The organism is Ruegeria sp. HKCCA4812, assembly GCF_013034245.1.
Classification (GTDB): Bacteria; Pseudomonadota; Alphaproteobacteria; order Rhodobacterales; family Rhodobacteraceae; genus Ruegeria.
Map to the genome: position 1 here is coordinate 1 of NZ_WQFQ01000018.1, position 13962 is coordinate 13962.

Genomic DNA, 13962 nt, shown 5'->3' on the forward strand with positions numbered 1-13962 from the left:
AAGCAGTCAATCGTTTGACTTTTTTGAGCATTTCACAAAACTCACCGTGTATCACAATTGGGTGTACTCTCGCTTATCAAGTAAGAGGAGAAAGCTGATGGCAACACTGGGCCCGACACTTGCGGCACTATACGCTCAGCGTGCATTTATTATTAAGTTGTCACTGGGAGCCTTGGCTTATGTGTTAGTGGCGGGCGACGCACAGGCCCAAAGCGCACAGGGTTGCGTAGAATTGGGCTCTCCTCGGATAGAATATTCATCCGGATCTGAAAGCACTCGCGTTAATCAAACAATTTCAACGACGGAACGCACGTGTCTGCCGATCCCAAACGGACCCATTACAGGACTTACAATTGGAAACTCCTCTATCACGTCCTCTGGTGAAATTGAGTTGTATGTCCCGGGCCAGAATACCGTTCCAAGCAATGCTTCAGTTTTAACTCTCCTAAACGTTGATGTTGCGGCAGGTAGCGGAGACTTTGTTTCTCGTGAGGCCTTGGCTACGAACATCAACGGGAAGCTTAGAGTGAACCTCATTGGAACTTCGATTGGTTCCGGCAGATCAATGACGTTCGTTCCGTTCAACGGCGCGAATATCGACCCCACTGAAGTTTACTTCCAGTCAGACCGACCGTTAACCTACGACAACCTTACCGTTATAGGGGCTACCGAAGTGGTTTTCGGGGCGTACTATATCCAAACCCGGGTTGCCGAGGCTTCTGATTTCACACTGACGAATAGTTCGATTTCTTCAACCAGTGACATGGCGATAGCGGCAGGCACGACCGTTCGGCTCGATGCAGCAAGCAGTTTGAACACCGTAAACTTTGAGAATTTTGGCACGCTGGCCGGAACGGGAACCGTGAACGCATTTAACTTCACAGTTAAGAACGGAGGGGTGCTTTCGCCGGGCTTTTCAATTGGTACGCTTAACAATAGTGGCGGTATCGCCTTTGAAACTGGGTCAAGGATCTTAAGTGAAGTCGATCCGACGGCCGGTCAGAAAGCCGATTTGGTGTCATCCAGCGGGCCCGTTACAGGGATTAACCGCGCCACTATACAAGTCGAAGCCGCTCGTCCCGGCCTGACTGCGCAGGACTATGCTGCTGGCAACGACTACACGGTTTTTCAAGCCTCGCGTTTCGATGGAAACTCCCCAACTCTTGTTGCCGGAGGATCTCTGCCCGCCCTATCCAGTCTGAGTATCTCAAACACGCCAACCGCGGACGGTAGAATCGACATAGCGTTTTCGACCCTCCCCGTTTCGAGTTTACCACAACATCCATCAGTTGTTGGATCTCCCAATGCAAGCAACCTTGCTGGTGCGGTGGCTAACACCACAAACACGTCACCTGGAACCAACCTGACCAACGGCTCAACCCTGGGTAATACCGTTAACACGCTCACCAATTCAGGTTTAGCTGGGTTTAATCGTGTGCACGCAGAACCCTATTCCTCCAATTTGACCGTTGGGCTGGAGCAACTTGACCTGATAACCAACACCGTGCTGAGCCACGCTGACTGCCGCAAGTATCAAGCAGTTGGCTTCAGCAACGAGGATCAGCCCGTTGCAGCAGGCGATATCGACTTGGCCCAGAGCCCTAGCGGAGCAATAGACTGCTCTGATCGGCGCTGGTGGATCGACACAGCGTATGTGAGCGGGGACGTTGATGGAAGTAACGGCCTCGGGACATTCGACTATTCGCTGGGCACCATTTTGGTCGGAGCGGATGTCGCAAGCACCGATAGAGGCGTGGTCGGCGTGTACGCAGGATTTGGGACATCCTCCATGGATGAACACGATCAAGTCGATCAGGACTTTTCGACCGACAGCTATCATGTGGGCGTGTATGGGCGTACAACAACCGGAACTTGGGAGTTCTCCGGACTGATCGGTTACATGTTCGGTGAAACTGATGCCAAGCGGAACAACCCTTCTGTTGATGGCTTTACGGGGGGCGAGGCTAAATCGGATTTGGACCAAGAGGGAATCCACGCCGGTATCCAGGCACGGAAGTTGTTTAATCTAGAGAGCGGTGCAAGGGTTTCTACGGTTTTCGGATTGAACTACGGGCGCATCCAACAAGGTTCAGGCACAGAGACTGGCGGTGGTGATTTCAATTACTCGATTGAAAAAGCGAACGCAGAATCGCTGGTCGCTTCTATTGGAATTGACTACCAACGGGACTTCTTGACAGAGAATGGTTTGCTAACCCCAATCGCCTTTGCCCGTTACGAGTATGATTTTTTTGCCAACAAGGACAGTGAACACGAAATCACTGTCACGAGCCCGATATTTGGGACATTCACGCAAGTCGGACAAAACCGAGGCGCCAATGGTTTCGTTCTTGGGCTTGGACTGGGCTATCAGATTTCTGATCTGGCAAGACTAACGGCAGGATATGGCTATTCTGTTCGCTCCAATGGCCAAGAACATGGCCTAGGTGCGAATTTAAGTGTTCGGTTCTGATTTGTCCGTACGGTTGTTTCAACCTTAGGAATCACACACGCCAACCATCGCTGTTGTGCCTTCACAATCGAACCCAGTGGACGTCCGCTTTGTCCGCAGACCAGACATTCAAATGGTCTCTTTGCATCGCAGTGCAGCTAGTGGCGGCTTCCTGCGCATCTGGTGAATTCGCTGAAGCCTAGAACCTAGATCTGCGGCACATGATCGGAAAGCGGGCTGCGACGACAGACTTGTGAGGGAATATTCAAAGTCGGCTCTGGACCTTCCCCAGTGACGTTACAGGGTAAGATTAACGGTAATGCTGCTTCGCCTATGACGGCCTCGAAAAGCCCAAACTCCCGTGCTTCATCTACAACCCAAAGGCGTTAATCCGAGCAGTGATTGATCGTAAAGTATGCAATCAATTAAGAACATCGACCACTGCCCCTATTAGGTTCAGCACCTCGTGTGTCTCCCGGTTTACTTGGTAAACATAGTCTCCGGCACGCACATAGTAGCCGTTTCGCCGCAGGCCATATCGGCTAGGATTATCGATGCGAACGTACCCATTGTAGATGAAATCCCCGACTCGGTATCGTTTAGCTTGGCCGGGCGGAACGCACGGCACTGCTTTCTTGGCCAAACCCGGAGGACAGTTACCTGCTTTTGATTTCACGAAAACAGGCTGCAGTGCATTGTGCGACCCGATACTCTGTCCAAGATCAAGAGACTGGATGTCAAAACTCGCACCCGCAAAGGGCCCGGCATGCATAGTGAACACCGTCGCCGTGATTGCCAAAGCCGTTTTCATCTTTTCCGCCTCCTTTAACTGATCTTTCCAATTATGATCATCTTCGGGATTTGACCAATGCATCGGCGGAGACTGGCTTACTGCCGAAGTCTTCTGCTGTGAAACTATGGTTCGCTTGGCACAACATTCTCATCTAACGACCTTAGAAACCCTCAAGTTGGAATGGGGCAATTGAAGTGGCGCCCGGCCAGACCAATCCTTTGTTCTTATTTCGTAAACAACATTAACCGAACATGAACAGTGTATTCTCATTAGGTTCAAACAACTTTGCGCATACTGACCAAGTTGGATCGAACGAGACGTATATCGTTTGACGGAAACAAGGGGAACAAAATGGTCAAACCTGCCTTTGTGACTGAAGATCGCAGCCCTGAAATTGCGATGCGGACCTCTAGCAAATCTGCTGAAGAGCGCCTGCAAACCGCGATGAATTCGAGCAATAGCCGCTTCCCTCCTATCGAAAATGCACTGACAGAGATCACAAAAAACAAGCGGCTATCCGAGGCTCACCAAAACGTCTGAAGGCAATTCGGCTGCCCCCCGACAATTCTCGATTTTCGCCCTAAACATCTGAATTGTAACAGGAACCCGTCCCAGCTTGGGGCGGGATTTTCTTGTTGCGCATCGCAATCATCAAGAGCTTGCGCCTAGCAGGCCGACTGAATCTACCTTCCAACTTAGTATCCGAAAGGCTTATCGACGCTCCAGCTTTCAGTTCGTCCTGAAGTGGAGGCTGGCGATGGCCGGGAAGCCTCAGGTCAAAGCCCCAGCAGCGCTTTAACCTGTTCCTCAACTGCATCCGTAACAGGCTTGTTGGCAGCGGCTTCCAGTGCCTCACGTTCGGCCAGATCTTGCTCTTCGACAAGTTCAGTCAACTCTTCCACCTCTTCAACGGCTTCATTGTATTCAATGGCTGCCTGTCTTTCGTCATTCAGAGTCTGGGCTTCATCAATCGAAGCGTCTAATTCGGCTTGGGCCGCTTCTAGCTGCGCTTCGATATCCGGATCACTACCGCCCGCGTCCTCCAAAGCTTGTTCAAGTTCTGCGACCGTATCCCGGTTGGTTTGTACCTCACCTACTGCGACTTCCAAGTCATCCTCGATTTCTTGAACTGTCCGCTCTGGTTCTTCCAACCCTTCAAGAAACTCCAACTGTTCTTCCAGTTCCTCCCGCAAAGGCTCTCCGGCCAGCACTGTGTCTCGGTACGTGGCAATTCTGCCAACCCGCGAATTGGGTGCTGCATTGGCCAGGGCCGTTGGGCTTGCATTGGCGGCGTTCAGTGCGCCCAACTCAGAGGGATGTGCACCAAGCAGCGCAGCCATACGATTGCCTTTTGCCCGGGCAACTGGGCGCTTGGACTCTTCTAAAATCACATTTTGGCGAACCGTTCTTTGCGCCTTGGTCTTTTGCGTTTGAAGGGTTGTCGTAGCAACCCTTGAGGTGGTTGCTGTATTGCGAGCTTTGCCTTTCCCGTTGAACAGATTTTTCAGAGAAAACCCTCCGCCTTTTTTCGTACCAGACCGAGCAGACTGCGATTTTGTTTTCCCCTGTCCGAATATCCCGGCCTTGGCCCCGCTACGGCTTTTGTCGGCCCCTTTCCCACGGCCACCATTCCCAGCCGAGCTTTTGTCTCCGCGATCTCCCTGGGCGCCGTTGCCATTCCCACCGCCGTTTCCATTGCCACCGCCGTTGCCATTCCCACCGCCATTACCGTTACCACCGCCGTTGCCGCCGCCATTACCGTTACCACCACCGTTTCCGCCGCCATTGCCGTTTCCACCGCCATTGCCGCCACCATTACCGTTGCCCGGCTTGGCATAAGCAAAATCAGGAGCTGCGACGGTGGCTACAATGGCCGTGGACCCCAACAAGGCAATCGCGATCGTCGAAGCTTTAAGCAGTCCGCACTTGGTGGTTTTCATTTTCAATCTCCTTAAAACCTCCAGCAATGGCAATCAGCGCGCTGAGGTTGACCACGGTGTTTCGGCAGTCTGACTCGCAGTCGAATCAAAACCGTTGCCACTGATTTAACTTTAGGTCGCTTGAACGCAGGGCTAACTGCTTGTTCATCATCGGTTCATGTCTGGCCTAGTAGTCTTCGATGAAGGTGTTTGAGGGTGTTATGCAGGCCAAAGCGTTTTTTCTGGTTGCAGCTTTGCTAACTGTCTTGTCTGGTGGGCAAGCGGCGGCAGATGCACGCGAACTCAAACAGTCTGAACTGCGCATGGCGACGTTGTCAGGCAGTGCGATACGGCTGAACCGTGTGATCAAAGGCGTGAAAAAAGCATACGGCGGAACACCTGTTGATGCGCGCGCATTCAAAACAGACAAGATTTACTATCGTATCCTGGTCAAAAAGCCGGGCGGGAAAATCGTCAGCGTGATCGTGAACGCCGAAACCGGCACAGTCGTCTCGAACCGCTCAAGTACGGGGCGCGAGATTTCTGAAGCCGCACGCAATTCAACCAAATCCAAAAGCAACAACGCTCAGAGTGCCTCTACCACTCGTGGAAACAGTGCAGGCCGAAGCAATGCTGGCGGCAATGGTAACGGCAACGGCGGTGGCAACGCTGGCGGCAACGGTGGCGGCAACGGCGGTGGCAACGGTGGCGGCAATGGTGGCGGCAACGGTGGTGGCAACGGTGGCGGCAACGGCGGTGGCAACGGTGGCGGCAATGGCGGTGGCAACGGTGGCGGCAATGGCGGTGGCAACGGTGGCGGCAACGGTGGCGGCAAAAAATAAAGTGAAGATCACGCTGGTTTAGCTGTAGTCTCTGGATATGCGAATACTCCTTGCCGAAGACGAACCCCAGCTTTGTGAGCAAGTCAAAAAGCTATTGGGTGCGGAAGGTCGCGTGGTCGACGTGGCCAACAATGGTACAGATGCCCTGCATCTGGGGTCGACTGAACCGTACGACATGATCATCCTCGACATCGGCTTGCCTGAGCGTGACGGCATTTCGGTCCTGCGCGAATGGCGCAGCGCGGGCGTCAAGACACCGGTCTTGATCCTGACGGCCAGAGATGGCTGGAGCGAACGCGTCGACGGCTTGGATGCCGGCGCGGATGACTATATGACCAAGCCGTTCCATATGCCCGAATTGGCGGCACGTGTACGGGCCATCTTGCGACGTCAGAGCGGTCAATTGAACCCCGTGATAGAAATGGGAGATGTCTCTCTGGATACGCGGAACGGGCGGGTTGCCGTTGGGGGCATTCCTGTCGATTTGACCGCGCAGGAGGTCGCCGTTCTGACCTATCTGGCGCACAACATCGGTCGCATGGTGTCGCGTACTGAGCTGTCGGAACACATCTACGAATATGACGGCGACAGAGATTCCAACACGATTGCAGTATTTGTGACCCGCCTGCGCAAAAAGCTGGGCTCCGATTTGATTACAACCGTCCGGGGTCGCGGCTATATGATTGATTCCGCCTAATGCTCTCGTTGCGCCAACGGGCCTTACTCGGAGGTATCGCTTCGGGAGCGTTGTCCGTAGGCGTCGGTACGCTGATGGTGTTTTCCTACATTAATACGCGCGTTCTGGAGCAGTTCGACGCAACGCTACAAGACCGGCACACGCAGGTTGTTGTTGGCCTCAGCGCCACCACGGATGACCCTGAAACCCTGCGACAGTTGGTATTCGATCCTGCGTATAGCACGCCATATTCGGGGCGGTATTGGCAAGTAACGGACAGAACCGGCGCCATCTATACGTCTGCTTCACTCTTCGATGAAACGATCGCCGAGCCTCCGCGCGGAAATGACGAAACAATCATTTGGAACACCTCCGGTCCAGATAGCGAAGCCATTCGTGGCGTTTATCAAAAGATTACGTTCGAGGACGGAACCGAGTGGGGCGTAACTGTCGCCGAAAGCAGGAGCGAACTGATCAACGAACGCAGCGCTGCACAAAGATACCTGCTCCCGGTTTTCGGATTGGTTGGTTTGATCGGAGTGGCAAGTTCTCTTTTGCTGATGTCCGCCATTGTTGGCCCGCTCCGGAAGTTGCGCGCCGATGTCGCCCATCGCTGGGATCGAGGCGATGAACTGACTCCCGAAGACTACCCGGAAGAGGTTTCGCCCTTGGTGGAAGATCTCAACAAACTGCTGCATCGAAACCGCGAGATTGTCTCTGGTTCGCGAAGACAAGCGGCGGATCTGGCGCATGCCCTCAAGACGCCGACGGCTATCTTACGAAACGAATTGGCGGAACTGGCAGACGCAGGAGCACATACGGAGCCTGCGGAAGAAGCGCTAACTCGAATTGACGCCCAGCTTAGCCGTTCACTCGCGCGCATGCGTGCATCAAACACCGGAGAGTTAACACATTCCAGGACAGACCTGACGAATTCGGTCGAACGACTGTCCCGGCTATTCTCGGTCATGGCCGAACGCGAGGGGAAGACGCTCGTTTCGAATTGCGAGGCTGGTCTTCAAGTTCGAATGGACCCCCAGGACATCGAGGAAGTGATTGGAAACCTCCTCGACAACGCTCTCAAGTGGAGCCGGACGACACTCCAAATCACCGCGAGGCGCTGTGACAGCGGCATCGAACTTTGCGTTGAAGATGACGGGCCCGGTATTCCGGATGGTGCCCGAGAGGAAGTCCTTCGTTCAGGCAGTCGGCTGGACACCTCTGTTAAGGGAACAGGTTTGGGACTGTCTATTTCCGTTGACTTATTGAATGCCTACGGTGGGTCGCTGGAACTCAGAACATCGAAACGCTTAGGTGGCTTGGCCGCCGAAGTGAAGATTAAAGCTTGAGAAAACCGAACTGTTCTATTCCGCTGAACGTCACGGCGTAGCTCCAGCTTGTTTGCAATCCATCTTCTGGATTAGCAACAATGCCGAATCGGTCGTTGGTGCGCGCGGCGAAAGCACTCTTTGTCCGCAACTCGGTCGTTCGGTCATTATTCCGCTATGTCCGCTCCCGCAAAAAAAAAACAAAGTGAGCGCCCCCGGCAACCCGCTAGGGGCCGCCGAGGGTTGGGTGTCAGGGTGGTCTTCGGTTAACGACATAGTCAGCCAACCACTGCCAGTAGGCTTCGGCATCCCGGAACCCTTGAGCCCGAGCAGCCAGATCTTCCGCTGTCTTACGGGTGCAACCACCATCGTATTCGGCGATAGCAGCCCGCTCCTCGAACGCATCAATGTCCGGGAACGTCATGCCGGGAGTCTTATCTGATCGACGATAGACCGACGTTGCTCGTCACTGATCCCTGCCGAGTAGATGCCGTAGGTAATCCCGTTCTCCGACCGTGCCGATTGGTGGCCAACCAGAGATGCGGTGAAGTGCTCAGGAACACCGGTTCTCTCACACTGGGTGATGAACCACTTGCGGGTCGAGTGAAACACCAGCCCCGGTCGATCAAGCTCCAGCCGTCGGCGCAGTCTCGCGAAGCCCTTAGTGACATGTGCCACGGTGAGGTCGGGGAACAGGGGGCCAGATGATGGTAGCTGCCGGAACGTCTCATCCAGCGCCGGGTGGACCGGAACCAGTCGTTCCGCCGCGTCGGTCTTCAGCAGTCGCAGTTCATTGGGTCGAACATGCACGAAGCAACCGAGATTGCCCTTGGCCGCGAGGTCTTCCCGGAGCAGCCCCACCGCTTCTCCCGCTCGCATTCCTGATAGCAGGCAGGTTAGCAGAACCGGATGCAATTCACGGTCATTGGCTCCCAGCAACCGCACGACTTCATCGTCAGTCGGAACCGCATAGGGTTGAGGACGCACCTTGCGATCGAAGGGCACTGTCCGGAACGGGTTGACCTCCAGATGCCCTTCATAGACCACCCAGTCGAGGAAGTGATTGACCTGCGACCAGATACGCCGCTGAGTTCTGGCTGTAATAGTCACCGCCCCACGAGACGAGTACGCGACTAACTGGTCCAGGGTCAGCCCTCGGGTCCTCTCTGACTTACCGATCATCGGAGACAGTTGGGCTATTGCGGACAGGAAGTCTCGTCCGTCTGTTCTGGTCAGGCTGCAGACCGGCTGGTCACCATATCGACTAGTGAATAATCCAACAGAGTATCGGACCGATTTAAACCCGCTGGGTCGCAGTTCATTACTACGCCGGGAAAGGTAGGCTCGGCTCAGGTCACGAACCGGCACCTTTACCGGTGCTGATGGCCTGATGAACTTGGACCGCTCCAGATTGCATCCAGAGTCCTCCAGAGTGGCCCGGAGACGGACGAGAGAAGTCTCTGGCTGGTCAACCCAATCAGGAACCTCAGCAGTGTTCTCTGGGGCAGACAGAGTCTCCTCTGCCCGAGCCCGCACCTGTTCAACCAACGTCTCGAACCGGGCATTGACTTCAGCGGCACGAACACGGGCTGTTCTGGGATCACTGGTTTTGAGGCTCTGCTTCAGGGCCTGAGCGCCCAACGCGAGAGCGACGTCAACGGGGTAGTTCCGTCTGAACAACCACGTATGGCCCTTCAGATAGGCATAGCGAATGTGAGCAGACATCAGTCTCCTCCTTTCAGATTTGGAATGTGGGATGGGTTCAGTTGGTTGAGATAACCCGTAGGATCATCTCCCGATCCGGTTCGCCGTAGGACCCAGCCAGTGGACCGGTCAGAGCAAAGCCGGTCACGCAGTCTTCGAACACCTCGTCTATGCGGAACAGATGTTCAGGGACGTCATCGAAGGCCTGGACGACCACGACTTCACCGGGGTTCAGCTCCAGCTCAGTCATCGTCGGACCTCCACGTCCAGAGAACCGCCACCAGAACCAGCGCCGAGACAGCGGGGTGAGACCGTGTAACCACCCAGAGCATCGTCGTAAGGACGGCCTTGGGCGGTGGGTGCAAAAGAAAACCCCCGACGAGAACGCCGAGGGCAGACAGGTACTTCATGGATCAAACTCCTGCAGTTGCTTCTTTATTTAGATGCAGGAAGTTGCTCGATTTTCGGGACGAAGGAGCGAATGATACCCGCTGGGTTGTTTGCGCGCGATACCTGCATTAGCCTGAACCTCCCAAGGCGATTACTGGGTGAGGCCAGAGCAGGTCTATTGCACGGGGTTGAGATCGGGGGGGTAAAAAATGACTGATACTGAATGCAACTATCAACGGGTAGTTTCGGTTGAAGAAGTCAGGTGCGCCCTTGAAGAGGCACAGTGCCAGCACTGTGGCATAACCACAAATGAACTAATGTCACACGGGGAGTTGCTTGAGATTTGCGGTGAGGAACTTTGCTCCGACATCTCAACGGGCAAGAAAACGTTCATCACGATTGCACTATGCCCAAGCTGTCATGCGCGGGCACACCAAGACGCTCAGAACAAGCACAACCCCTGCCAAATAAAGGCTCGGTGGAGCCGAGAAGGCCTAGCGTAGCGGTTTGTCGGGGGTGCCCACTTTGCTTTCTTTTTTTCCAAAGCGGACTTTGGTTGAGGGCCGGCTGAATGACCGAGTTGCGGACGAAGCCGACATTCACTTTTCGAACTTCGCTGATGCAGCATCGGTTCGCACACGCGGTGCGTATTTCGCTGCATCGCAGCCGAAATCTTCATACCGGTCGTTCCGGAGTGCCCAATGAACCTGAACCGGGACCGTACATTTGCGGCAATCGGGATTTACGAACGCGGCGAAAGACTTTCCTAGCATTCAAGTCTCGGGCTTAGGTCATCGTTTTTGGAAACCTTGAAACAGGAACCCCACGCAGATCACGTAACCTTGACGGTCTGCAAAGCACCGACTTAACTGATGCTGTGTAGCTTCGTAGGTCTTCTGGAACTTTTGGTACTTGGGAATTAACAATGGACAATCAGGATTTTCCTGCGGTCTATCGGGCGGCGGATCAAGAAGCGGGTCGGACCCAATCGCTCTATTTTCTTATGCTCTGGGCCCAGTATCTGTGCTTGTTTTTGGCAAGCGCGCTGACATTGTTTGCAGGTTATCTTGATCAAACTCTGTTGTTGGTGGGGTACTTCTTTCTATTAGTCAGCGGGGCAGCAGCGGCTTTGGTCCTTGGTGCTGCAAAGCCAAATCAGAACTGGTATCGGTTTCGCGCTCTCGCCGAATCCTGCAAGACACTTTCTTGGCGCTATATGATGGGGGCGGCACCTTTTGCCCCTAACTTCCAAACCTCCGAAACGAGTGCGCTTTTTGCCAAGCGCCTGCATGAGCTGGTGACATTTCAGCCGCTCGACTCGGCGCGGTTGATCCGGATTGAGGATGCTGACGAACAGGCAACGCCCAGAATGCAGAAAATTCAAATCGAACCCTTTGAGAAGCGGAAAGCAATCTATCTAGAGCATAGAATCGAGAACCAGTTGAAATGGTACAAAGAGAAAGCAAAGGCGAACCAGCGGGCCTTTAAGAAGAGTCTGTTCGTGATTGTCTTCGTATACCTTACGGCGATGGGGGCAACAGCTCTCCAGTTCTATCAGCCGCTCGCAGAAGGTAAGGTGCTTTGGGTAGCCGAGCCCCTGCTTGTTCTTGTTGCATCTCTGCTTGGGTATGCACAGGCGAAACGATATTCTGAATTGTCAGCGTCCTATGCGTTGACGGCACTAGAAATCCAAAAACTGCGCACCGAGTTTTTGCCGATCAACGACGATGCAACTTTTAGATCTTACGTCAATATTGCCGAAGATGCTTTCTCACGCGAACATACCCAATGGATTGCAAGAGCTATCTAGCATTTGCCTTCTTCGGATATCTTCAAAACCGAATGAGCTGGCGGCATCTTCCCGACGGGTCCTTTGACACGGAAAGTGGCTATTGTAGCGTCATGACCTTGATCTGCTGATGCCCCTTCCCGAAAGCCGCGAAACTCCTTCCGTCCGGTGACCATGGGCTTCCATTCAACCGCTGCATATAACTCATTTCCAAATTACCTTCCGTCGAAAGAACCGGTTTTTCGGGCTTGAGAGAATTCCAGATAAAAAGACTATGATCGTGCGCCGTGGACAACAGGCGTTTCCCATCATGACTAAAATGGACGGAATCAATTACACCATGATGTCCCAACATCTGAACCGCGCTACCAGTTTCAAAATCCCAGAGAAAAATAGCCTGATCAGCGCCACCCATCGCAAGAAAACGGCCATCGGGGCTCCAATCTATGGCCGTTGCTGTGGTTTTTCGGGTCAATTCGGTTTTTTGTAGGCATTCTCGGGTCGCGGCATCAACGATCACAAAGCCATGCGGCTCCTCCGATCGCCAGCCATAGACGCAGGCATAGATGTCTCGCGTGGGATGCCAGGCCAACAACCTACCGTGGTCTTCGTCGCCCAGCTGAGGTCGCCAATCTTGCAGCGTGTATTGGTCTTGTTCATCCGAAGTTGGAATAGCCGACACAAAGGTGACATCTGAGAATGCTAGATATTTTCCAGAAGGTGAAAATTCCATCCGCGCTCTGTGATCCAATAGTTCTCCGGAAACCTTATAGCGCGAAACCGGAACACCCCCTTTCTTGCAAACAGTAACCTCATAGCGGTCGCTCGTTGTGTCCGGGATAGCCAAAAAGCGCTTGAGAAAATTCTTGCTCCGCGTCCCCGTGACCAACCCGGAATGGGCCCAATGATCGCCCGTCTTAGACACGGTTACACGCCCCCAATCTGGGTTGTGGTAAGTGTCTGTCTTGGTCGCCCAACTGTAGTTCTCTTTATTGCGGTCCAATCCTCTGCTCGTTCTCCGAAAGGTATTGCCCACAATCATCGTGTCACCGCCCGGATAGGATGCAAAATCAAATAGATAGCGCTCTCGCCATCGTGGAACGTTAAATCTCTCGGACACCCAACCATTGTCGAGATGAACGGAGAACAAACGCTGAGATCCACCTAAAAAGAGAGTGCGTTGATTGTGCCAGGTGAGGATTAGCGGAACCGACCATTCTCGACCGTTTTCGCCAATTTTCGCTTCTTCGATTTTCTTTGCATGCCCGGAACTAATCTGATCTTCCCAAGCTTCTCCCGCTATCGGGTCAGGCAGAATGGGCCCCGTCCACTTGACCTCCGTGGTGTAAGGATTCTCGACCTTTTTCAGCCTTGGGGCAGATGACCAGTTCTCGCCGTCGACCATGGCTTGTGCCAACAATTTGGCCTGCGCGGCAGCAAGACCGTCAACGGCATCGATCCAATGATGAACGGAGATGAAGTACTCAAGCCGCGTTGACGGCGCGACATCCTCTATCCGGACAGGATAGATTGCTTTGCCTTTGCTCGACGCCCGTTCCACCTCACGCAAAACGTTGTCCGAAAGGTTCGCCGCATCGCTCAACAAAAGGACAAAACAGCGGGACGCTTCGATACCGCGCATGATCTCTTCCGACCAGGCTGCACCGGGCTGCACGTCGCGCGGCGCTATCCAACAGGTCAGTCCAACCTGTTCAAGCTCAGCGACTAGGCTTTGTGCCCTAGCAGCGTCTTTGGAAGAATGGCTGACAAAACACGAAAACAATAGATGCCCCCCAATGAACCGCCTCAAATTACGCGTGTTATAAATCAAGACACCAAGACGATTATTCGACATCTATTGTCTTGCGACAAGTCGTTGTGGTTTTAAATTGAAAAATTGGCCGCCCAAAAGCGTTTGCCCTGTCTTGCGCCTTTTTGCTCGCTAAGACATTATTTTGCTGCGCATTGCATCTATGGCAGTTTCTCACGCCGTCACGCATCTAGGCATATTGCACAAGTGTAGCGGTTCTCTGTCAGCGTGCGCGTGCAGCGAAGTTTTTTGAATTCCGGTA

Annotated in this window: 13 protein-coding genes and 1 pseudogene; 6 read left to right on the plus strand and 8 right to left on the minus strand. The window is 53.7% G+C overall.

Features of this window, described 5'->3' with window-relative positions:
• The first annotated feature begins 97 nt into the window (after window positions 1-97).
• A complete protein-coding gene (locus tag GOW04_RS21520) occupies window positions 98-2470 on the plus strand; it encodes an autotransporter outer membrane beta-barrel domain-containing protein (protein ID WP_254430234.1) in 2373 nt (790 codons plus the stop codon).
• Window positions 2471-2870: 400 nt separating this feature from the next.
• Here GOW04_RS21520 and GOW04_RS22095 read toward each other — a convergent pair whose 3' ends face one another.
• The gene (locus GOW04_RS22095) at window positions 2871-3323 is read right to left on the minus strand and encodes a hypothetical protein (protein WP_254430235.1); all 453 of its coding nucleotides are present in this window, start codon (window positions 3321-3323) and stop codon (window positions 2871-2873) included.
• 270 nt (window positions 3324-3593) lie between these two features.
• Here GOW04_RS22095 and GOW04_RS21530 point away from each other — a divergent pair, with 270 nt between their 5' ends.
• Window positions 3594-3782 carry a hypothetical protein gene (locus GOW04_RS21530; protein ID WP_171119812.1) on the plus strand — a complete coding sequence of 63 codons (189 nt, stop codon included), beginning with the start codon at window positions 3594-3596 and terminating at the stop codon, window positions 3780-3782.
• Window positions 3783-4018: 236 nt separating this feature from the next.
• Here the strand turns inward: GOW04_RS21530 and GOW04_RS21820 are convergent, their stop codons facing one another.
• Window positions 4019-5215, minus strand: coding sequence for a hypothetical protein (locus GOW04_RS21820; protein ID WP_217356972.1), 1197 nt, complete (start codon window positions 5213-5215; stop codon window positions 4019-4021).
• A 146-nt stretch (window positions 5216-5361) separates the two neighbouring features.
• Between GOW04_RS21820 and GOW04_RS21825 the strand changes: the two genes are divergently transcribed.
• Genes GOW04_RS21825 through GOW04_RS21550 form a run of 3 tightly spaced genes read left to right on the plus strand, consistent with a single transcriptional unit; the run spans window position 5362 to window position 8028 of the window.
• Complete coding sequence (locus GOW04_RS21825; protein WP_217356974.1) at window positions 5362-6003, plus strand: PepSY domain-containing protein; 642 nt, start codon at window positions 5362-5364, stop codon at window positions 6001-6003.
• Between the two features lie 37 nt (window positions 6004-6040).
• Window positions 6041-6700: a response regulator transcription factor gene (locus tag GOW04_RS21545; RefSeq protein WP_171119814.1), complete on the plus strand. Its 660-nt coding sequence runs from the start codon at window positions 6041-6043 to the stop codon at window positions 6698-6700.
• Between the two features lie 50 nt (window positions 6701-6750).
• Window positions 6751-8028, plus strand: a complete 1278-nt coding sequence (locus tag GOW04_RS21550) for a HAMP domain-containing sensor histidine kinase (RefSeq protein WP_171617715.1) — start codon at window positions 6751-6753, stop codon at window positions 8026-8028.
• A 229-nt stretch (window positions 8029-8257) separates the two neighbouring features.
• Here the strand turns inward: GOW04_RS21550 and GOW04_RS21555 are convergent, their stop codons facing one another.
• From GOW04_RS21555 to GOW04_RS21570, 5 genes and pseudogenes are all read right to left on the minus strand, one after another.
• Complete coding sequence (locus GOW04_RS21555; protein WP_171167005.1) at window positions 8258-8431, minus strand: hypothetical protein; 174 nt, start codon at window positions 8429-8431, stop codon at window positions 8258-8260.
• Entirely contained in the window at window positions 8428-9117 is a 690-nt protein-coding gene (locus GOW04_RS22100; RefSeq protein WP_254430236.1) for a tyrosine-type recombinase/integrase, read from the minus strand. Before GOW04_RS22100 ends, GOW04_RS21555 begins: the two co-directional genes overlap by 4 nt.
• Window positions 9118-9549: 432 nt before the next feature.
• A pseudogene (locus tag GOW04_RS22340) lies at window positions 9550-9732 on the minus strand (DUF6538 domain-containing protein); the annotation flags it as partial.
• Between the two features lie 37 nt (window positions 9733-9769).
• Window positions 9770-9961: a hypothetical protein gene (locus tag GOW04_RS21565; protein WP_171233974.1), complete on the minus strand. Its 192-nt coding sequence runs from the start codon at window positions 9959-9961 to the stop codon at window positions 9770-9772.
• Window positions 9954-10121 carry a hypothetical protein gene (locus GOW04_RS21570; RefSeq protein ID WP_171233975.1) on the minus strand — a complete coding sequence of 56 codons (168 nt, stop codon included), beginning with the start codon at window positions 10119-10121 and terminating at the stop codon, window positions 9954-9956. Before GOW04_RS21570 ends, GOW04_RS21565 begins: the two co-directional genes overlap by 8 nt.
• 905 nt (window positions 10122-11026) lie before the next feature.
• Here GOW04_RS21570 and GOW04_RS21575 point away from each other — a divergent pair.
• Window positions 11027-11911 (plus strand): DUF4231 domain-containing protein, encoded by an 885-nt coding sequence (locus tag GOW04_RS21575; RefSeq protein WP_171118592.1) that lies wholly within the window; start codon window positions 11027-11029, stop codon window positions 11909-11911.
• A 79-nt stretch (window positions 11912-11990) separates the two neighbouring features.
• Here GOW04_RS21575 and GOW04_RS21580 read toward each other — a convergent pair whose 3' ends face one another.
• The gene (locus GOW04_RS21580; protein WP_171118595.1) at window positions 11991-13745 is read right to left on the minus strand and encodes a toll/interleukin-1 receptor domain-containing protein; all 1755 of its coding nucleotides are present in this window, start codon (window positions 13743-13745) and stop codon (window positions 11991-11993) included.
• Window positions 13746-13962: the final 217 nt, after the last annotated feature.

Coding starts and splice junctions, on each gene's coding strand:
- GOW04_RS21545 (WP_171119814.1), top strand. CDS start 6,041: ATGCGAATACTCCTTGCCGAAGACGAACCCCAGCTTTGTGAGCAAGTC.
- GOW04_RS21520 (WP_254430234.1), top strand. CDS start 98: ATGGCAACACTGGGCCCGACACTTGCGGCACTATACGCTCAGCGTGCA.
- GOW04_RS21565 (WP_171233974.1), bottom strand. CDS start 9,961: ATGACTGAGCTGGAGCTGAACCCCGGTGAAGTCGTGGTCGTCCAGGCC.
- GOW04_RS22095 (WP_254430235.1), bottom strand. CDS start 3,323: ATGCATTGGTCAAATCCCGAAGATGATCATAATTGGAAAGATCAGTTA.
- GOW04_RS21580 (WP_171118595.1), bottom strand. CDS start 13,745: ATGTCGAATAATCGTCTTGGTGTCTTGATTTATAACACGCGTAATTTG.
- GOW04_RS21825 (WP_217356974.1), top strand. CDS start 5,362: ATGAAGGTGTTTGAGGGTGTTATGCAGGCCAAAGCGTTTTTTCTGGTT.
- GOW04_RS21530 (WP_171119812.1), top strand. CDS start 3,594: ATGGTCAAACCTGCCTTTGTGACTGAAGATCGCAGCCCTGAAATTGCG.
- GOW04_RS21575 (WP_171118592.1), top strand. CDS start 11,027: ATGGACAATCAGGATTTTCCTGCGGTCTATCGGGCGGCGGATCAAGAA.
- GOW04_RS21570 (WP_171233975.1), bottom strand. CDS start 10,121: ATGAAGTACCTGTCTGCCCTCGGCGTTCTCGTCGGGGGTTTTCTTTTG.
- GOW04_RS21555 (WP_171167005.1), bottom strand. CDS start 8,431: ATGACGTTCCCGGACATTGATGCGTTCGAGGAGCGGGCTGCTATCGCC.